The sequence below is a fragment of the Marinifaba aquimaris genome, from assembly GCF_013328345.1.
Classification (GTDB): Bacteria; Pseudomonadota; Gammaproteobacteria; order Enterobacterales; family Alteromonadaceae; genus Marinifaba; species Marinifaba aquimaris.
The window spans coordinates 1-19,340 of record NZ_JABULX010000040.1; the positions used below are offsets into that span (position 1 = coordinate 1).

Sequence of the window (19,340 nt, forward strand, 5' to 3'; positions counted from 1 at the left end):
GTTCAATGACAGATGGTTATGACTGCTATCAAAATGCACTGGCTGAGAGTAAACGGTATTCTTAAAAACGAATACTTGTTAATGAAACCAAATAACCTAAATGAGGCAAGGGAAATGGTAAAACAATCAGTCGATTTATATAATCAACAAAGGCCACATTCGGCCTTAAAATACAAAACGCCCGATGAAATTCATCAGGCGTTTTAATCAAAAAAGTGTCAACCCATACTAGGATGGGTCACTTTAAAAGGAGTTTTATATGGCAAAAGAAGTCTATGCCACTATTCACTTTATTGATGGCACTAGCTTATAGGTAAGTTTTGAACGTCAAGTCGCTGATAATGCAGCACAAATTGCTGCCAATGTTAAACAAGGCTTAGAACGTGAAACCATTTCTTTAGAGGTTGAAGGCGGTCTATTAGTTATCCCAAGAAGTAGCATTAAGTACTTGCAGGTGACCCCAAGTCTTGAGGCCCTACCTAAAGAGACAATTCGTAATGCGCGTTTACTCGAGTGATTTAATCAACCAGTGATAAAGCTTGGGCAAAGCCTGTTGTACGATTGGCACCGGCATTAAATAAAGTTGCAGGATCTAATTGGCTAATTTGTGCAGAGATTTGCTTTGCTTGTGCTGCAGATAAACCTGTATTGCTTTTATCGGCTGAATTGTTATTGGCCGTATTTTGGATTGATGTACTTTGAAGTGTCTGGAAACTGTTATTGTTAATTGAATTAATCATGCGCTGACTCACTCTGTTTAAGCTAAAGTTCAATTTTTTGGCAGGTGCCTTGTTAATTATAACTTTGCAAAGAGTGAGCCAATTTTATAATCAGGGCAGATAATTACTCGGCGTTAACTTCGATTCCTAAGTTAGTGACACCTTCAGCTAATGCAAGAACCTGCAGGTCTTTACACGCCTGAGCATCAAACTTGTGAATTTTTTCTACTCGGTCTAAAAATTCATTTTGGCTGTCAATTTCCCACTGCATATGCGGGTGATTGAGAGCGTCTTTGCTGTGTTCTGCCTCACCACTACTAATTAATAAGCGCTCTATCGTACCTTGTGAAAGTAGCGATACATAAACCGACTCTTTTTGCCCTTCATCAGGTGCGCGCTGCATTAAGCTCAGTAAACTCACCAAAGCCATTGCGGCATCGATGGCGGCATAAAGGCCAATACTATCTGAGGTTTGTTCTTCCGGGATTTGCTCCGATACTCTTTCTTCTCTGAGCTCTAAATTAATTTTAGTTTTGGGATCGTAGAGTTTTTGCCAGATAGCATCGAGTGCTTTTCTTAAAACTTTGAAATCACCTTGTTCGGTTAATTCTGAATAAAGCTGATAGTTTGGTAGCATCCGCTCTAGTAATAAGGCACTGAAAGCGATTTGTTGGGTGCGTTTGAGATCGCGAATGCGAGAAAAAGTCGAAGGTTTTGACATGAAGACGACCGAAATTAACAATGATTTAGGCAGTATATCATCTACTGCCTAAATTGCGGCTTTCAAATCAATAGGCTGATTAATTTAAGCCTCTGTTTCCATTATTTGCTGTAACTGGCGTTGAGCATATTCAAACTTCAAGCGGTATTCTGTTAGCTGCTCTTGGCTGGTTTGCTCTAATTCGTGTAGGGCAGTCGAGAGTTTTTGATTCTCATCACGCAGCTCTTTGATAACATCGCGTGTAGAGTTGTGCTCCTGATCATATTTATCACGCGCTTGTTGATATTTAATTTCAAGATTCGCTAACTGTTCTTTGAGTGTATCTTCGCTTGAGTTCACTTGGTTTTGCGATAGCTGTAAGCTCTCTATTTGTTTATGTGCTTCATCTAAAGCTGATCTGAGGTCGTCTTTTTCTACTTGGTAATTTTGCACAAGCTCTTTTTGTCGTGTTTCTTGCTCTGTTAATGCCGCTTTCACAGCTTGCTCGGCATTGGCGAGTTGGCTGACTTGTTGCTGCAAAGCTTCTTGCTGGTGAGTTGCCGCTTGCTGTTGCTGCTGCAGATCATGTTCGAGTTTTTCAAGTTGAGCGCGGTATTCACTATGGCTATTTGCTAATTTGGTTTCTAACTCTACAACTGAATCACTTTGTAACTTGTTCTCTCGCTTTTGCTGCTCAAGTTCTTTAGCTAATTCGGTTTTTTGCTCAAGCTGAGTTTGCAGTGTTTTATCTGCTTCTGCTATTACTGACTTTTTATCATTAATAGCTTGATCAAATTTTTGCTGAATACTGTCTTTGGCAAGTTGAAGCGCTTTTAGTTCTTGCTCAAATTGATCTGCATTAGCTTGCTCTTTCTCTAATTCTGATTGTAGTTGAGCTTGTTTTTGAGCTTGATTTCGCAACTCTTGCTGCGATGCTTCTGTTTCTGCTTTTAAAGCTTGTTGTAGAGTGTGTTCTTTTTCTGATGCCGCAGCTGCGTGGCTTTCGAGCTGGCTTTGTAATTGTGAAACCAATAGTGCTTGGTCCGCATTAACGGTTTTACTTGCTTCGAGCTCTTTTTCAAGTTCGGCAATTTTTGCTAAGTGCTGGCTCTCTGTCTCTGTTAACTGTTGGTTTAAGTTATCTTGAGACTGTTGCTGAGCTTGTTTGTGCTGCTCGGCAGCCACCTCAAGCTCTGTTATTTTTTGTTCTGCCTGTTCTAGTTTTTGGCTAACAGAGCGTGCTTCTTGGCTAGTGGTGTGTAACCGGTTTCTCTCGCTTTCTAGTTCTGCTTGCAAGCTCTGCTGGTTTTCTTCACTGTTTGTTAGTGCTTGGTTTTGCTTTTGTAGTTCGACTTGGATTTTTTCTAAGTCACTCAAGGCTACGGATAAGGCTTGGTTTTGTTGCTCGGTTGCTTGCGCGATAGCAGCCTGAGCTTGAGCGAGCTTTTGTTCTGCTTGCAGATGTATTCTGTGTTGGTTTTGCGCGATTTGATCGGCGAGGACGTTAACGAATCTTTCTATATCAGGTTTAATTAAATCAGCTTGAACAAACTCGGCAGCATCTGATTCAACGTGCTGTTGCCAGATAGCCATTAGTTCTGCACTATCTGTGTTTTCTTCTGCGACAGCTTGGCTTAGCGAATGGCGGTCAACTATGTCGCCACGGCTACGTATCGCCCAGCCAGCCTCAATTACTTTTTCTCTTAAATCTGACATAGCAGTACAACTTCTTATTATTATGTATAATTTTTATTCTAACCTGCTTTTTTTAAAAAGCACAATAGTCGCCCATTGTGCCATTGTCAGTTCAGCAAGTTAGTTGAGTATAAACTCAAATTGTTTCAGTTTTTCTGCTTCTGCTAACATGCCGTCTTTAAGTTCTCCTTCCCAATTCCACCTTTGCATATCTTGGCGCATTCGCTCTTTTTTACTCAGCTCTTTACGTGCTTCGTGAGTAGGGAAGCTTTTGATATTGTTATAAAGTTGGTAGAAACTTGGGTATTCGCTGGCAAAGGCTTGCTCTCTGGCTGCTGCATTGTCGAGTAAAACACAAATGCGTATTGCGCCTTCAGATAATTCGCATTGTTCCTCAACTACCGCTTTGGCTATTGTGCGAATACTGTCTTGTTGGAATTGGCGGCGTTGTTGAATTTTTTCAACAAAGGCTTGCTCGGCTTTTTGTTGTTTCTCTTTTTGTTTTTTGAGTAAAAACAATAATCGACCCGCGTAAAAGCTCAAACCAGCAATAATTAAAAAGGCTGCAGCAATGAGGATGCCGAGCCAAGGTTGTTCAATGACCACAGCTAACCCTTATTTTAAATCACTTTCCCAATCGGCGGTGTCATCCATTAGTGCTTGTAATGGATCTGCCTCGTCTTGTACTTTATCTTCTTCTTGATATAAGCCTAGTTTTTCAATTAAAAATGCATGACGTTTAGACTTTTTATTTAAACGAGCTAGCTCTTGAGCCGATAACTCATCATCTGCGTCGTAACGATCAAGTAAATCGAGTAAATCTTGATCCTGCTCGAGCTGATCGAGCTCTTTTAGCCAAGCTTCTCGCTGTGCACTTTCATCTTTTACTTTGTTTAGGTTAACTTGCGGTGTTTTTGATGCTGTATTATCGGCTTTTGTTGTTGCCGTTGTTGCATGCAGGTCGATAGGCTTTTTACTACCCAAACGAGTGTCTTGGTCGACCACCACTTCTTGTGTTTTTTTATTATCTGATGCTAATGAATACTTGGAGCCTGTTTTTAGGCCTTTGCGTTTACGTCCTGCTGGATGACGTTCGACTTTTGCTTTTTTAGGTACGTCTTTTTTCTTGATACCTAATGAGCCCGATTTACGCGTTTTTTTGATACGAGTCATGGTTACTGCCTAACTAACTTTAATTACTGGCTAGTTTACCTTATTTTCGGTGCTTTTTCCTTTTTGAAAAATGATCACGTCTTTACCGACAAAATCGACTTTTAGCTGGTTTTGCGTAGCTAACCAGTTGAATGTTGCACGGCTAAAAAAGCTAACGTGCGTTTGGTCATTTTTATAATGCCAATTGGCAAAAGCGGTTTGATCGATCACTAGCTTAGTCATAATGACTAAATACCCCTCAGGTTTGAGTAAGTCGAGGAGTAGCTGCCACTCTTTAGCTGGCGTGTTGAAATGCTCGATCGCTTCTGTGCAGGTAATGAAGTCGTATTGCTGTTGTAATAATGATTCTTCAGCAAAGTAGTAGATATCATAATTAGCCATTTGGTAGCCGGCTTCTTGCATCATTACGGATAGTGTTGGTCCGGGTCCACAGCCAAAGTCTAAGCCTCGCTGCTCAGTTTTATTGGTTTTGTTCAAAGCGAGTTTATCGAGTAGGGCATTAACTGGGCGAGATAGAAACTTGCGGTAACCCAAATCATCCGGGTTATTTTCATGGGTATCATACGTCGCTTTTTCGGCTTGATTCGACAAGTGTTGCTGTTTGGGGACAAAAACGAGATCGCACTGCTGACATTGCAAATAATGGCGGCGCTTGTCTTGATGATAAGGTTGGACTTGTTGGCTTTTGCAAAGTGGGCAAATGGACATATAGAAAAAGAAAAGGCGACTAAAGAAGTCGCCATTATAGAAGATTCTGCTGTCTCTCGACAGGCTTTAAATTTATCCGCTCAATCCTGTGCGTATCGTCGACTGTCCTAGTCTAATTCCTGATGTTTTTTATGCTTCCCTACATCTTTTATCGTTTTCGGTCTTCATGACACTTTTGTAGTCATCCTTGGGTGTAGATCCTTTAAATGCCACCCCTGACAATCATTCAACCATCCCTGTTTAGGTAAACTGCTAACCTTGCAGTACGAGTAAATCCTTTTATGCCGCTTCCTGGCGAAATATCCATTTTTATTGTTGCGCTATCCGTTGCGACAACGATGTCTACTCTAAGCCTTTGCTTATTTTCTACAATCATAATGAAGAAAAAAACTTCAATCCATTTTATTGAAATAAAACTATGTAATTGAATTTGTTGGTTTTTGTTGGTTTATGTGAAGTTTATTTAAGACATATCTCAAATTTAACTTTGGCTGATGGATTACGCTTGTTGTGAGAAATATCTTACGAGGAAGATGTGGTTAATTGATGAGCTTCTGAAGAAGGTAGAGGTAATAAAATAAAAAGAGCCGGTAAACCGGCTCTTATCGTTCAAACTAACACTCAGCAAGTGCTTAGTGTAAACCGCCTAAGTATTTAGATAAGATTTCGATGTCTTTATCAGATAACTTAGCAGCGATATCACGCATCATGCCATTCATATCATTGTTACGTGTGCCATCGCGGAATGCTTTTAACTGCGTAGAAATGTAGTCAGCATGTTGGTAACCTAATTTAGGGTAACCCGCTAAGCTCATGCCTTCGCCTTGTGGACCGTGACAAGCAGTACAAGCTGTAATGCCACGTGACTCATCACCACCACGGTATAATTTTGAGCCCGCTTCAATAACATCTTCAGGCGTTGTTCCTGGCGACGTTTCTTGAGAAGCGAAGTAAGCCGCTAAATCAGCCATGTCTTGTTCAGATAACGCAGCTGTCATTGCACCCATTACGGCGCTTTTACGACCATTACCACCTGTGAATGCTGATTTAAAATCCTGCAATTGTTTTAGTAAGTAAGCTTCACTTTGACCTGCAATTTTTGGATTCGCAGGGATCACGCTGTTACCGTCTACACTGTGGCAGGCAACACAAGTAGCAGATTTTGCTTTACCTGCTTCTGCATTACCTTCTAATGCGTAAGCTTGTGCTGAAACGCCAAAAACCAATGACAAAGCAATTGCAATTTTTTTCATGGCTATATCTCTTTTATATCTCTTCGTGGCTAGCAGCATTCAGGTCGGCTGCTCTTATAATTTAAACTACCTGATATTTTTACATAAAAAACGTCATTACAAAACTAGCAAACCCATTTTATAGCCAATATCCCTATAAAAAGTGCCCTTTTTGTTCGTTTAATTTTAAAATTGCACTGGTTTCCTTCGATATAGATTACCTGTCGAGCTGAAAATAGCGCGAGATTGCAGTAAACTAGCCGCCATTGAAATTCGTTACAGGTATTTAAAGTGCTCAATTATCATTCAACTTCATTTGTTACCAGTGCTCCAAACATAACTAAGCTTCCTGCTGATGAAGGTATTGAAGTCGCTTTTGCTGGCCGTTCTAATGCGGGCAAATCGAGCGCCTTAAACACATTAACGAGACAAAAAAGCTTGGCGCGTACCAGTAAAACGCCGGGTCGTACTCAATTAATCAATGTATTTGAAGTGACTGAGAGTAAACGACTCATCGACTTACCTGGTTACGGTTTTGCAAAAGTACCGGAAGCGATGAAAAGGCAGTGGCAAGCTGCTTTAGGTGAATATTTACAAGAGCGTGAGTGCTTAAAAGGTATTGTTGTATTAATGGATATTCGCCACCCAATGAAAGATCTTGATCACGACTTAATTAGCTGGGCTGTGGATTCAAACTTATCTGTTATGGTGCTACTGACCAAATCAGACAAGCTAAAGGCAGGACCAAGAAACTCTCAAGTATTAAAGGTGCGTAAGGAATTAAAAGAACTGGGTGGTGATATTGAAGTTCAATCGTTCTCATCATTGAAAAATTTAGGCGTGAAAGAGTTAGAAAACAAGCTTAATACTTGGTTCTCAGAAGGTGAAAATACCGAAGAGACGGCTGCTGAATAAATTCAAGATATAAAAAAGCCCACTTAGGGTAGTGGGCTAAAAGGGAGTTAAAAGGAAACTGACTTCCAATCACATTAAATATGACTGTGAACAAGGCGAAGAGTTCCCTTTCGATATAAAAAATTAGAGAAACCCATGAAAAAAATTGGCTTGTTATTGGCTCTATTAACTCTGATGGGCTGCCAAAGCGAAGAGAAAGTTGAACAAGTTAAAACATCAGCGCAACAATTTTCTGAAGATGTGGCTGAATCGGCAGAAGATTTTGCCGATGAAGTAGGTGATTCAGCAGCTGATTTAGCTGATGAGGTCGCTGATTCTGCTAAAGATATTGCTGATGACGTTAAAGATTCTAGCGCTGAGTTGGCCGAAGATGCCAAAGAAAAGGGCATAGAACTAAAAGAAGACCTGACATCGGGGGCCAAAAAGATGTGGGCATCGTTTGAAGAAAAGGTGAGTGAAGAATAAGCGCTTTTCTTTAAGGCAAAAAAAAGCCTCGCGGGGTGGCGAGGCGATGTTTATAGGGAGTTATAAACAGAAATACATTCCAATCACATCTTTTATGACTGCTGCTTTTCTGCTTAGTTCAATATTTCTTAAAATTAATTATTAATCGTCTTCACTGCCTTCGATAATCGCTTCTTCATCTGAAATATCAATACCTTGCTCGGCTAGTATCGCTCTTACTTTTTCAGCTATTTTGTGTGGATTATCTTTCTCTAGATCTTTATCTGAAGGAAGAGGCTGACCAGTAAACGCGTGAAGAAAGGCTTCACACAATAATTCGCTATTAGTTGCGTGGCGTAAATTATTGACTTGGCGACGGGTGCGCTCATCAGTCAGTACTTTCAATACTTTTAAGGGTACAGATACAGTGACTTTTTTGACTTGTTCACTTTTTTTACCGTGTTCAACATACGGATGAATATAATTTCCGTCCCACTGTGCCATAGCTGCAACCTACCGATTTAAAAAACGAAATTGTATTATCAAAATTGAATCAGTCAACTATCACTCATAACTTATATAATTTGTGTCGTTGACTGTTTGCCTTTGTCACTATACATTTTGGACGTATAGACGTCTAAAAATAATTATAGTGAAGTCCAATGAGTAAAAAAACACTTTCAACAATTGCTGTGCGCGGTGGTATTGAGTCGGATGGTCAATATGCTGCAGTAGTGCCACCTATTTACCTATCATCTACCTATGCTTTTAAAGGCTTTGATGAAAAAGGTCCATACGATTACAGTCGTTGTGGTAACCCAAGTCGTGATGTTCTAGCCCAAACTTTAGCTGAATTAGAAGAGGGTGAGCACGGTATCGTTACTTCATCGGGTACTTCTGCTATTCACCTTGCCCTGCAAGTATTACGTCCTGATGATTTACTTGTTGTCCCTCATGATTGTTACGGCGGTAGTTATCGCTTATTTGTTAATTTAGCTGACCGTGGTCAATTTAAATTAAAAGTGATCAATCAAACTGACCCTGCTCAGCTTGACGCTGCTTTTGCTGAAAAGCCAAAATTAATTTGGGTTGAAACGCCTTCTAACCCATTGCTACGGATCACGGATTTAAAAGATATTTGTCAGCGTGCCAAAGCAAGCGAGACTTTAGTTGCCGTCGATAATACATTTATGACGCCAGTATGTCAGCGCCCACTTACGTTAGGTGCAGATATTGTCGTGCATTCAACCACTAAATATATCAACGGTCACTCTGATGTTGTTGCGGGTACATTAATCACCAAGACAAAAGAGTTGGGCGAAGAGTTAGCTTGGTGGGCAAATTGTATTGGTATTACAGGTTCAGCATTTGATAGCTATTTAACATTACGCGGTGTGCGTACGTTAGTGCCAAGAATGAAACAGCACCAAGAAAATGCAGCTAAATTAGTTGATTTATTGGTTGAGCATGACGCAGTAGAAGTGGTTTACCATCCTAGTTTACCAAGCCATCCTGGCCATGAATTAGCAAAAGCACAACAAACGGGTTTTGGTGCCATGTTGAGCTTTGAATTAAAAGGTGGTCAAGAGGAAGTGGTGAACTTCATCAACGGACTTGAGCATTTTTCTTTAGCTGAATCACTAGGTGGTACTGAAAGTTTAGTGTGCCATCCAGCAACGATGACACATGCGGCGATGGATACAAAAGCGCAAGCAACAGCGGGTATTAAACCGAGCTTGATGCGTTTTTCTGTAGGCATTGAAGACGGTGATGAGCTTGTTGCTGATGTTAAAAAGGCGCTTGACGCAATAATTTAGTGTTACTTATTCTTTTATATTGAATAAATATTCATATTTGTTTAGTATTTATCCTTGCCCAAAGAAGCGCCTATGGCGCTTCTTTTGTTTTTAGCTAGAAAAAGGTTACTTGCAAGGACTGATTCTGCTTTGTTTCACTATGGTAAATTACTGAGTTAAACCATTAATTGTCATTCGCTTTTTATAAGCTCACTGCTAGAATGCAAGATTGGTTTTAACCTGTAACTCACCTGACAAAAAAGAGTGGAACGATGATCAGAGTCTCAATTATTGGTGCCAGCGGATATACTGGCGCAGAGTTAGCAGCATTGGTGCATAACCATCCACAGTTTCAAATTGCTGGATTATATGTATCGGAAAACAGTAGCGATGCCTACAAACCTTTTTCATCTATACATGGACAATTTGCTTATCAGATAGATCGTACTCTGATTCCGGTTGGAGAAGCGCAAATAGGAAAAATTTGTGCCGAATCCGATGCATTGTTTTTATGTACGCCACATTCAGCATCGGTTGAATGGGTTGCACAAGCCCTGCATCACGGATCTAAGGTCTTTGATTTATCAGGAGCGTATCGATTATCCGATTTGTCCGTGATTAAACAATATTATGGCTTTGAACACAGATATCCTGAGTTGTTGCAACAAGCAGTTTATGGATTAGCTGAGTGGAATTTTGATGACATTCGTCAAAGCGATTTAATATCGGTTCCAGGCTGTTATCCAACTGCTTCACTAATGGCATTAAAGCCATTACAAATGGCTAATTTAATTGATTCGTCAGTTTTACCTATTATCAATGCAACCTCAGGTGTTTCAGGTGCGGGAAGACGAGCGAGTTTAACGTCTAGCTTTTGTGAAGTGAGCCTAAATCCTTATGGTGTGCTGGGCCACAGGCATCAGCCTGAAATTGCAGAGCATTTAGCGCATCCTGTGATCTTTACGCCGCATTTAGGTAATTTTAAGCGCGGTATTTTAGCTACTATCACGTCAAAGCTTAAAGAAGGCACAACCGAGGCAATAGTTGATAAAGCATTTAACGATGCTTACGAAGGTAAGTCTCTGGTCCGTTTAAGACAAAACTGGCCATCGGTACAAGATGTAGCTGCAACGCCATTTGTTGATTTACATTGGCAGCTAGATAAAGAAACCGGCTATTTAGTCGTCGTTTCCGCGATAGATAATTTATTAAAAGGTGCTGCGGCACAAGCGATGCAATGCGCAAACTTAAGGTTTGGTTTTGCATCGAATAAAGGTTTAATTTAAATGAGTGATAAAACACTGGTCATTAAAGTAGGCGGCGCATTACTTGAAGATGCCAACTGCTTAACTGCATTTTTTGCTGAGTTAAAAGCAATTAGCGAAAAACAACCCGTTGTTGTTGTACACGGTGGTGGCGCTTTAGTTCAGCAACTATTAGCTGATTTAGGCCAAAATAGTGAAAAGAAAAACGGTTTGCGTATTACGCCTGTTGAGCATATGCCTTATGTTGTCGGTGGTTTGGCCGGTACGGCAAATAAACAAATGCTAAGTGCCGCAATTGGTGTGGGTGCAAAAGCTGTCTCTATTTCATTAGCAGATGGTGGTGATATTGCTTGTGACATAACTGACCCTGATTTAGGTTTAGTCGGGGAAGTGGCTTCAACATCAAGTGAGCAAGCTCAGTTAGTAAAAGATTTACTTGCCAATGGTTATTTACCAGTGATTAGTTCAATTGGTGCTAAAGCCGATGGCACTTTATTAAATGTAAATGCCGACCAAGCTGCAGAAGCGTTAGCAAAAATTCTTAAAGGTCAGCTCGTTTTACTTTCAGATGTAGATGGGATTTTAGATGCGGATAAAGCTGTAATCCCGACTATGACCCGTGAAGTTGCTGATCAACTTATCGATTCAGGTGTGATCACCGATGGCATGGTTGTGAAAGTAAATACCGCGTTAGCGACAGCTCAAGAACTCAATGCACCAATTGGCATTCTCAATTGGCGCAACCCTAAATTGATTGGTCAGTGGCTTGAAAGCAAGTCATGTGGCACAACCGTTCAGGCTTAACAAAAAGGATAATATTAATGAAACACTTTTTGTCAGTAAAAGATCTTTCTAAAAATGAGATCATGGATTTGATCAAACTTGCCGTAGATCACAAACAGAACCCAGGTAAATACAGCCAAGCATTAGCAGGTAAAAGCATTGCCACTATTTATGAAAAGCCATCTTTACGTACACGTGTGAGCTTTGATGTAGGTATTGCTAAGCTCGGTGGTCACTCGGTTTATTTAGATCAACAAAACGGTGCTTTAGGCAAGCGAGAGTCAGTTAAAGATTTCGCGTTAAACTTATCTTGCTGGGTTGATGCGATTGTTGCCCGTGTATTTGAGCACGATACATTGGTTGAATTAGCTGAGCACGGTAGTGTACCCGTAGTCAATTCTCTTTGTAATTTATACCACCCTTGCCAAGCAATTGCTGATTACCAAGCGCTGTACGAAGCTCGTGGTAATAGTCTTGATGGTGCATCGATTGCCTATGTTGGTGACGGGAATAATGTAACGCATTCATTATTACTCGCAGGTGCTATTTTAGGCCTAAAAGTCGTTTCAGTAACGCCTGTTGGTTACAGTCCTGATGCACAAGTGGTTCAATTAGCGCAAAAATTAGCGGCTGAAAACGGCGGCGAAATCATTATTTCAAATGATGTAAACGATGCAAAAGGCGTTGATGCGATCTACAACGATACTTGGATTTCAATGGGTGATGATAAATCACTTGATGATATCAAGGCTAAGTTCGCGCCATACAAAACGACTGTTCAGCTAATGAATGACTTAGACGTTAAATACTTCATGCATTGCCAACCGGTTTATCGCGGTATTGAAGTTGAAGATGAAGTGGTTGATAGCGAAAAGTCTATTTTAATGGCACAAGCTGAAAACCGAATGCATGCCCAAAATGCGGTATTGATGACGTTATTAAAATAACGATTAAAATTGATTTAAACATCAGGCGAGTGTAAGTCACTGGCTTGAAAAATAGAATTATTGCGTAGTAACGCAAACTAGTTACGAAACAGAGGAACAAACATGTCAGATATCAAAAAGGTTGTCTTAGCCTACTCAGGTGGCTTAGATACATCAGCCATCATTCCATGGTTAAAAGAAACGTATAACGGTTGTGAAGTTGTCGCTTTCTGTGCCGATGTAGGTCAAGGTGAAGAAGAATTAGAAGGCATCCAAGAAAAAGCGATCGCATCTGGTGCTTCTGAATGTCATGTTGTTGATTTAAAAGAAGAGTTCGTAAAAGAGTACATTTTCCCTATCGTTAAAACAGGTGCTGTTTACGAAGGTGAATACTTACTTGGTACGTCTATGGCGCGCCCGGTCATTGCAAAAGCACACGTTGAAGTTGCGCTTAAAGTAGGTGCTGATGCGGTTTGTCACGGTTGTACTGGTAAAGGTAACGACCAAGTGCGCTTTGAAGCGTGTTTTGCGGCGTTAGCTCCACAACTAAAAGTTATCGCGCCATGGCGTGAGTGGGAAATGCGCTCACGTGAAGATTTATTAAACTACTTAGCAGAGCGCAATATTCCATGTTCAGCTTCACTTACTAAGATTTATAGCCGTGACGCTAACGCGTGGCATATTTCTCACGAAGGTGGTGAAATCGAAGATCCGTGGAATGAACCATCAAAAGGCATTTGGACAATGACGGTTGATCCTATGGATGCACCAGATGAGTCTGAAACACTTCAGCTTAGCTTTGACAAAGGTGAATTAGTTGCGGTAGACGGTAAAGAACTATCTGCATATGATTCATTAGTTTACCTAAACGAAAAAGCAGCAGCACACGGTGTTGGCCGTATTGATATCGTAGAAAACCGTTTAGTGGGAATGAAGTCTCGTGGTTGTTATGAAACACCAGGCGGTACGGTATTAATGAAAGCTTATAAAGCACTAGAGTGTATGATCTTAGACAAAAATGCGCTTAAGTTCCGCGAACAAGTTGGTTTAGAGTTCTCGCACGTAATTTACGACGGTCGTTGGTTCACTCAGCTATCTAAGTCTTTATTAGCAGCTGGTGCATCATTTGCTGATAACATCACAGGTGATATTGTGGTGCGTTTATACAAAGGTCACTGCACTGTTATTCAACGTCGTTCACCAAATAGCTTATACAACGAAGAATTCTCTACGTTTGGTGAAGATGAAGTTTATAACCAGAAAGATGCTGAAGGCTTTATTCGTTTATTCAGCTTATCAAGCCGTATTGAAGCAATTAACAAAGCTTCAAAATAAGTAGCTGACTTATCTGTATGCAAGCAAGTCAGGTCGAACCTGACTTGCTTTTGTTTTAATTAAGCAACTAATACCAAGTTTAAACGCTTAATCATTAATATCAGTGATTAAACTTTTAAGCTTAAATTGACGTTATTCAGGAGATCATTATGGCACTTTGGGGCGGTCGTTTTACCGGCGAAACCAGTCAACTATTCAAGTTATTCAACGATTCTTTACCAGTCGACTATCGCATGGCTGAACAAGATATCATTGGTTCAATTTCTTGGTCTCGTGCATTAGCGTCGGTCAATGTGTTATCAGCACAAGAGCAGCACGATTTAGAAAAAGCGCTTAACGACTTATTGTTAGTTGTAAAAGAGAACCCTGAGGTTGTACTTGAGTCGGATGCTGAAGATATTCACAGCTGGGTTGAAGGTAAGTTAATCGATGCCGTAGGCGATTTAGGTAAGAAGTTACATACAGGTCGCAGTCGAAATGACCAAGTTGCAACTGACTTAAAACTTTGGTGTAAACAGCAATGTGAAGGTTTAGATGAGTTACTAGGTGAGTTAATCGCAGCATTAGTTGCGTTAGCTGAGCGTGAGCAAGATACGGTATTACCTGGCTACACTCACTTACAACGCGCTCAACCAGTAACATTTGCTCATTGGTGTTTAGCTTATGTAGAAATGTTCACTCGTGACAAAAAGCGTTTAGCTAATGCTGTTGACTTATTGAATACATCTCCGCTAGGTTGTGGTGCTTTAGCTGGTACGGCTTATGATATCGACCGTGAAGAGCTCGCGAAAGATTTAGGTTTTGCTCGTGCTACTCGCAACAGTTTAGATTCAGTGTCTGATCGCGATCACGTACTTGAGTTATTATCTGTAGCTTCAATTTCATCTGTGCATTTATCACGTATGGCTGAAGATGTTATTTTCTATAATTCAGGTGAAGCTGGTTTCTTAGAAATGAGTGACAACGTGACATCTGGTTCATCACTAATGCCTCAGAAGAAGAACCCTGATGCAATGGAGCTTATCCGCGGTAAATGTGGCCGTGTAGTGGGTGCTCTAACAGGTATGATGACAACGATGAAAGCCCTTCCTCTTGCTTATAACAAAGATATGCAAGAAGACAAAGAAGGTTTATTCGATGCTGTTGATACATGGAGTATTTGCTTAGAAATGGCTGTACTTTGTATGCAAGGATTAAAAACAAACCCTGAGCGTACTTATCAAGCAGCTCAAGCTGGTTACTCAAATGCAACTGAATTAGCCGATTACTTAGTGGCTAAGCAAATTCCTTTCCGTGAAGCGCACCACATTGTAGGTGAAGCTGTGGTTTATGCGATTGAGCAGAAAAAGCCTTTAGAGGATCTTGAGTTAGCTGAATTAAAGCAATTTAGCGACACAATTGAGGATGATGTCTACCAACACTTAACTATTGAAGCCTGCTTAGAAAAGCGTTTAGCGCTTGGTGGCACGTCTAAAGAGCAAGTAAAAGCTCAGCTAGCTCAGTTAAAGAAATAAGCCTTATTTAGTCATGATTAAAGCAAGCCTTATGGCTTGCTTTTTTGTCTCTGGCACAGGTATAAAGTTAATAAAGCAAAAAAGTAAATCAGATAATGTCTATTCGTACTACAAAATTGGTTGATGGCTTCCGTCAATCTGCACCTTATGTAAATGCTCATAGTGGCAAAACGTTTGTCATCATGCTCGGTGGTGAGGCGATTAGTCAGCCGACGTTTTATAAAGACATTATTAATGATATTGCCCTGCTTAATTGTATCGGTATTAAAATTGTCCTCGTTTTTGGCGCTCGCCCGCAATTTAATGAAGCATTAATTGAGTCGGGTATTGTTAGTGAATATCACAAGCGTATTCGAGTAACTGATGATGAGACATTTTCTCGAATTAAGCAGGTTGCAGGAGCATTACAGTTAGATATTACAGCTCGTTTGTCTATGTCTCTTAGTAATACACCTATGCAAGGTGCTGAAATTAACGTTGTCAGCGGCAACTTTGTAATTGCTCAACCTCTTGGTGTTGTAGATGGTGTTGACTATTGTCACTCGGGCCGGGTGCGTCGAATTGATGTTGATGGTATCAACCGTCAGCTTGAAAACAATTCGATTGTTTTATTAGGCCCAATTGCTGCATCGGTCACAGGTGAGAGTTTTAACTTGACTGCCGAGGAAGTTGCTACACAAGTAGCGATTAAGTTGGGTGCTGAGAAGATGATAGGTTTTAGCGAAGTTAACGGTATATTGGATGAAAATGCTGACACTATCGCTGAATTAACACCTAGTGCAGCTAAGTTAAAAGTAAACGAGCTAGTTAAGCAAAAGTCGACACATTCAAGCACAATTGCCTTTCTCAACGCGGCGATCGCTGCTTGTAAATCAGGTGTACCAAGATGTCACTTAGTTGGCTACGAATTAAATGGTGCCATGCTACAAGAGCTTTTCTCGCGTGATGGTATCGGTACTCAGATTTGTGCCGAAGCGTCGGAGAAATTAAGAGCCGCTCAAATCAGTGATATTGGTGGTATCTTAGATTTGATCAGACCGTTGGAAGAAAAAGGTTTGTTAGTGCGCCGCTCACGCGAGCAGCTGGAAATGGAAATTGATCACTTTGTGTTAATTGAACGAGATGGTCTAGTTATTGGTTGTGCGGCTTTATATCCATTCGCTGAAGACAATGTTGGTGAATTTTCTTGCCTAGCGGTGCACCACGAATATCGAGATGCAGATCGCGGTGCTTTATTATTAGATGCCGTAGTTAAAGAAGCGAAAAAACAAAAGTACGATAAGATCTTCGCGCTTACGACCCAAAGTATTCACTGGTTCTTAGAACAAGGCTTCCAATTGGCGAATGTTGAAGACTTACCACAACAAAAGCAGCAGTTATATAACTATCAGCGCCGCTCTAAAGTACTTGAATTAGTAATTTAAGCCAAGCTTGTCTTAACAGCGAGAGTTAAAATATCTCGCTGTCATCTTCAATCACTTCACCTGCTTTTTGAGCTTCAAGTACGTCTGGGTTTGGATTGACCTCTACATATTCTGTCGGCTCAGTTCCCTTGATAAAGTATTCAAATTTCGCAGTGTAATCCGTTTTTTTCGTAAGTTTACCCGTTGCTTGGTCAATTCTGACTGTAACGAGATCATTCGGTACCAAGTAAGGTTTTTCCTCAACGCCTAGCATTGCAAACTGCATATATTCAATCCAAGCAGGTAAAGCAGTTTTGGCACCAAATTCTGTACCGTAGATTTGGTTTCTACCTAAGTTATTATTGTATTTGGTTTTACCTAAATCTTTACTGTGATCATCAAAACCGACCCAGCTTGTAGCTACTTCTGTAGACGTAAAACCACTAAACCAAGCATCTTTGGCATCATTAGTTGTACCTGTCTTACCGCCGATATCTTTTCGTTTAAGTGCTCTGGCTCGCCATGCAGTACCATTCCAACCTGTTTTTTTACGCCAATCGCCACCGCCTGTAATTGCAGAGCGCATTGCTTGGTTAATAAGAAAGGCATTTTGTTCACTAATAACTTGTTCAGCTAAGTTGGGTTCTTCTAAACTCGCTAACACCGCATCTTGCTCAAGTTCTGATAATCCATCAAAATTTTGTTGTATTTCATCAAGTTCAGGGGCGTTTTGAGCAACTGAGCAATTTAAGCAGGCAATTTTAGGATCGGCTGCATAGACTTCTGTTCCATCTGCTAATTCAATGCGATCGACTAAGAACGTATCGACTAAAAAGCCACCATTTGAGAATGTTGCAAACCCTCTAACCATTTCCAATGGGGTAAGAGAGGCCGAGCCTAAGGCAAGCGATTCATTTTTGGGTAGTTCGTGAGGTGAAAAGCCAAAATTCGTCAAGTGGCTTACTAAATCATCAATACCAACTGCCCTTAACAGTCGAACTGAAACAACGTTTTTAGATTTTGCCAATGCGACACGCATACGGGTAGGGCCGTCATAAACCGCTGGTGAGTTTTTAGGACGCCAAACTGTACCTTGGCGGCGATCCCATTGATTAATCGGCGCATCATTGATGATAGAAGCAAGTGTAAAGCCTTTTTCAATAGCCGCAGAATATATAAAAGGTTTGATATTCGAACCGACTTGGCGTTTAGCTTGAGTGACGCGATTATATTCACTTTGCCTGAAATCATAACCACCCATTAGCGCCCTAATTGCACCATTGTTAGGGTCTATAGAGACTAACGCTGCAGAAGCTTGCGGAAGTTGAGCAAGACGCCATTGATTATCTTTAATTGGTCTTACATAGATTAATTCACCAATTTGCACGATATCTTGAACAGAATTAGGTTCTTTTCCTTGGCTATCATTACTAACAAAGGGCCTTGCCCAATTCATATTTGGCCAGAAAACATAACTGATTTCACCTTGGCGATTGGTAAATTCAAAACTGTTATTTTCAACATCGATACCGGTTACGACTACCGATTCCAACATACCAAAATCATTAATAGGTAACAGTAAGCGGCGGATTTCTTTTGCTGACCAATGCTCTTCATCTGGATACCAAACTTGCCTTTGTGCGCCACGATAGCCATGACGCTCATCGTAAGCATGTAAATTGTGTCTCGTCGCTTGCTGTGCCGCAGCTTGAGATTGAGATAGTACCGTCGTGTAAACTTGGTAGCCTTGTGTGTAAGCGTCTTCTTCGCCATAACGGCTTACCATCTCTTGGCGAACCATCTCGGCTATGTAAGGTGCGTCCAATTCAATTTGTGCACCGTGAAAACGGGTTTCAATCGGTGCTTCAACAGCCGCATGATAAGTGGTTTCATTTATTACTTTAGTTTCTAGCATTCGCCAGAGTACAGTGTTGCGTCGGTCGCGTGCACGCTCTGGATTGCGAATAGGGTTCAATGCTGATGGCGCCTTAGGTAAGCCGGCGATCATCGCCATTTCCGGTAAAGTGAGTTGCTCAATTGTTTTGCCGTAATAAACTTCTGCTGCTGCGCCAACCCCAAATGAACGGTAACCCAGTTCGATCTTATTTAAGTAAAGTTCGAGAATTTCATCTTTAGTTAATAAATTTTCGATATGAATAGCGATAAAGATTTCTTTTATCTTACGGATATAGGTTTTATCGCGAGTTAGGAAAAAGTTTCGAGCAAGCTGCATAGTTATAGTACTTGCACCTTGTTTTTTCTGGCCGCTAACCGCTACTTTGAACGCTGCACGAACAATACCAATAAAATCTACTCCAGGGTGTTCGTAGAAGCGTGCGTCCTCGGTCGCTAGGAAAGCTTGAATTAAAGTGTCTGGTATTTCATCTAATTTGAGTGGAATTCGCTTTTTTTCACCGAATTGTGAGATGAGTTTACCGTCTGCGGTAAAGACTTTCATCGGTGTTTGTAGCTTAACATCTCTTAACATCTCAACCGACGGTAATTCGTCTTTGACATAGAGATAAGCCCCGCCAATTGCGAGGATGCCAGAGATGAAGCCAAACAGAAAAAGGAACAAAAAGACTTTAAAAAACTTATTCACTGTTAACTCAATATTAAAAAATGTGGCACAAACGGTTAATAATCGTTATATTCGTAAGTGAGATGTTGGCGATATTTTGTCACATTACAGCCTATAATGTACTGAAAAAATATAACAAATATAAAAAAAC

18 protein-coding genes and 1 pseudogene are annotated in these 19,340 nt (G+C 40.7%); 10 read left to right on the forward strand and 9 right to left on the reverse strand.

Features of this window, described 5'->3' with window-relative positions:
• Positions 1 to 207, forward strand: a pseudogene (locus HR060_RS17605) (integrase core domain-containing protein); the annotation flags it as partial.
• A 311-nt stretch (positions 208 to 518) separates the two neighbouring features.
• Here HR060_RS17605 and HR060_RS17610 read toward each other — a convergent pair.
• From HR060_RS17610 to HR060_RS17640, 7 genes are all read right to left on the reverse strand, one after another.
• Positions 519 to 740: a hypothetical protein gene (locus HR060_RS17610; RefSeq protein ID WP_174201600.1), complete on the reverse strand. Its 222-nt coding sequence runs from the start codon at positions 738 to 740 to the stop codon at positions 519 to 521.
• A 103-nt stretch (positions 741 to 843) separates the two neighbouring features.
• Positions 844 to 1,440: a YjaG family protein gene (locus HR060_RS17615; protein WP_174201601.1), complete on the reverse strand. Its 597-nt coding sequence runs from the start codon at positions 1,438 to 1,440 to the stop codon at positions 844 to 846.
• An 84-nt stretch (positions 1,441 to 1,524) separates the two neighbouring features.
• Positions 1,525 to 3,135, reverse strand: coding sequence for a coiled-coil domain-containing protein (locus tag HR060_RS17620; protein ID WP_174201602.1), 1,611 nt, complete (start codon positions 3,133 to 3,135; stop codon positions 1,525 to 1,527).
• Between the two features lie 99 nt (positions 3,136 to 3,234).
• A complete protein-coding gene (locus tag HR060_RS17625; protein WP_343044273.1) occupies positions 3,235 to 3,720 on the reverse strand; it encodes a DUF2489 domain-containing protein in 486 nt (161 codons plus the stop codon).
• Between the two features lie 9 nt (positions 3,721 to 3,729).
• Entirely contained in the window at positions 3,730 to 4,287 is a 558-nt protein-coding gene (yihI, locus tag HR060_RS17630; protein WP_174201603.1) for a Der GTPase-activating protein YihI, read from the reverse strand.
• 30 nt (positions 4,288 to 4,317) lie between these two features.
• Positions 4,318 to 4,878 carry a class I SAM-dependent methyltransferase gene (locus HR060_RS17635; RefSeq protein ID WP_343044274.1) on the reverse strand — a complete coding sequence of 187 codons (561 nt, stop codon included), beginning with the start codon at positions 4,876 to 4,878 and terminating at the stop codon, positions 4,318 to 4,320.
• Between the two features lie 749 nt (positions 4,879 to 5,627).
• The gene (locus tag HR060_RS17640) at positions 5,628 to 6,248 is read right to left on the reverse strand and encodes a c-type cytochrome (RefSeq protein WP_174201605.1); all 621 of its coding nucleotides are present in this window, start codon (positions 6,246 to 6,248) and stop codon (positions 5,628 to 5,630) included.
• Between the two features lie 270 nt (positions 6,249 to 6,518).
• On the opposite strand from HR060_RS17640, the gene yihA reads away from it, so the two are divergent.
• Together yihA and HR060_RS17650 are read left to right on the forward strand one after the other, a co-directional pair.
• Complete coding sequence (gene yihA / locus HR060_RS17645) at positions 6,519 to 7,142, forward strand: ribosome biogenesis GTP-binding protein YihA/YsxC (RefSeq protein ID WP_174201606.1); 624 nt, start codon at positions 6,519 to 6,521, stop codon at positions 7,140 to 7,142.
• 135 nt (positions 7,143 to 7,277) lie between these two features.
• Entirely contained in the window at positions 7,278 to 7,607 is a 330-nt protein-coding gene (locus tag HR060_RS17650; RefSeq protein ID WP_174201607.1) for a hypothetical protein, read from the forward strand.
• Positions 7,608 to 7,748: 141 nt separating this feature from the next.
• Here the strand turns inward: HR060_RS17650 and metJ are convergent, their stop codons facing one another.
• A complete protein-coding gene (metJ, locus tag HR060_RS17655) occupies positions 7,749 to 8,090 on the reverse strand; it encodes a met regulon transcriptional regulator MetJ (protein WP_174201608.1) in 342 nt (113 codons plus the stop codon).
• A gap of 158 nt (positions 8,091 to 8,248) precedes the next feature.
• Here metJ and metB point away from each other — a divergent pair, with 158 nt between their 5' ends.
• The 7 genes from metB to argA all read left to right on the forward strand — a co-directional run bounded on the left by metB (position 8,249) and on the right by argA (position 16,629).
• A complete protein-coding gene (metB, locus tag HR060_RS17660) occupies positions 8,249 to 9,403 on the forward strand; it encodes a cystathionine gamma-synthase (RefSeq protein ID WP_174201609.1) in 1,155 nt (384 codons plus the stop codon).
• Positions 9,404 to 9,654: 251 nt separating this feature from the next.
• Positions 9,655 to 10,668 (forward strand): N-acetyl-gamma-glutamyl-phosphate reductase, encoded by a 1,014-nt coding sequence (argC, locus tag HR060_RS17665; protein WP_174201610.1) that lies wholly within the window; start codon positions 9,655 to 9,657, stop codon positions 10,666 to 10,668.
• Positions 10,669 to 11,451: an acetylglutamate kinase gene (gene argB, locus HR060_RS17670; protein ID WP_174201611.1), complete on the forward strand. Its 783-nt coding sequence runs from the start codon at positions 10,669 to 10,671 to the stop codon at positions 11,449 to 11,451.
• Between the two features lie 17 nt (positions 11,452 to 11,468).
• Positions 11,469 to 12,377, forward strand: coding sequence for an ornithine carbamoyltransferase (locus HR060_RS17675; protein WP_174201612.1), 909 nt, complete (start codon positions 11,469 to 11,471; stop codon positions 12,375 to 12,377).
• A 102-nt stretch (positions 12,378 to 12,479) separates the two neighbouring features.
• Positions 12,480 to 13,691 (forward strand): argininosuccinate synthase, encoded by a 1,212-nt coding sequence (locus tag HR060_RS17680; RefSeq protein WP_174201613.1) that lies wholly within the window; start codon positions 12,480 to 12,482, stop codon positions 13,689 to 13,691.
• A 149-nt stretch (positions 13,692 to 13,840) separates the two neighbouring features.
• Positions 13,841 to 15,205, forward strand: coding sequence for an argininosuccinate lyase (gene argH / locus HR060_RS17685; RefSeq protein ID WP_174201614.1), 1,365 nt, complete (start codon positions 13,841 to 13,843; stop codon positions 15,203 to 15,205).
• A gap of 101 nt (positions 15,206 to 15,306) precedes the next feature.
• Positions 15,307 to 16,629, forward strand: a complete 1,323-nt coding sequence (argA, locus tag HR060_RS17690) for an amino-acid N-acetyltransferase (RefSeq protein WP_174201628.1) — start codon at positions 15,307 to 15,309, stop codon at positions 16,627 to 16,629.
• 25 nt (positions 16,630 to 16,654) lie between these two features.
• Here argA and HR060_RS17695 read toward each other — a convergent pair whose 3' ends face one another.
• On the reverse strand, positions 16,655 to 19,210 hold the full coding sequence (locus HR060_RS17695) for a penicillin-binding protein 1A (protein WP_343044275.1): 2,556 nt from the start codon (positions 19,208 to 19,210) through the stop codon (positions 16,655 to 16,657).
• Between the last annotated feature and the right edge of the window lie 130 nt (positions 19,211 to 19,340).

Excerpts from the sequence above, each read along its gene's own strand:
- argH (WP_174201614.1), top strand. The coding sequence starts at position 13,841 with ATGGCACTTTGGGGCGGTCGTTTTACCGGCGAAACCAGTCAACTATTC.
- HR060_RS17675 (WP_174201612.1), top strand. The coding sequence starts at position 11,469 with ATGAAACACTTTTTGTCAGTAAAAGATCTTTCTAAAAATGAGATCATG.
- yihI (WP_174201603.1), bottom strand. The coding sequence starts at position 4,287 with ATGACTCGTATCAAAAAAACGCGTAAATCGGGCTCATTAGGTATCAAG.
- HR060_RS17610 (WP_174201600.1), bottom strand. The coding sequence starts at position 740 with ATGATTAATTCAATTAACAATAACAGTTTCCAGACACTTCAAAGTACA.
- HR060_RS17615 (WP_174201601.1), bottom strand. The coding sequence starts at position 1,440 with ATGTCAAAACCTTCGACTTTTTCTCGCATTCGCGATCTCAAACGCACC.
- HR060_RS17680 (WP_174201613.1), top strand. The coding sequence starts at position 12,480 with ATGTCAGATATCAAAAAGGTTGTCTTAGCCTACTCAGGTGGCTTAGAT.
- HR060_RS17620 (WP_174201602.1), bottom strand. The coding sequence starts at position 3,135 with ATGTCAGATTTAAGAGAAAAAGTAATTGAGGCTGGCTGGGCGATACGT.
- metB (WP_174201609.1), top strand. The coding sequence starts at position 8,249 with ATGAGTAAAAAAACACTTTCAACAATTGCTGTGCGCGGTGGTATTGAG.
- metJ (WP_174201608.1), bottom strand. The coding sequence starts at position 8,090 with ATGGCACAGTGGGACGGAAATTATATTCATCCGTATGTTGAACACGGT.
- HR060_RS17640 (WP_174201605.1), bottom strand. The coding sequence starts at position 6,248 with ATGAAAAAAATTGCAATTGCTTTGTCATTGGTTTTTGGCGTTTCAGCA.
- argC (WP_174201610.1), top strand. The coding sequence starts at position 9,655 with ATGATCAGAGTCTCAATTATTGGTGCCAGCGGATATACTGGCGCAGAG.
- argB (WP_174201611.1), top strand. The coding sequence starts at position 10,669 with ATGAGTGATAAAACACTGGTCATTAAAGTAGGCGGCGCATTACTTGAA.
- HR060_RS17650 (WP_174201607.1), top strand. The coding sequence starts at position 7,278 with ATGAAAAAAATTGGCTTGTTATTGGCTCTATTAACTCTGATGGGCTGC.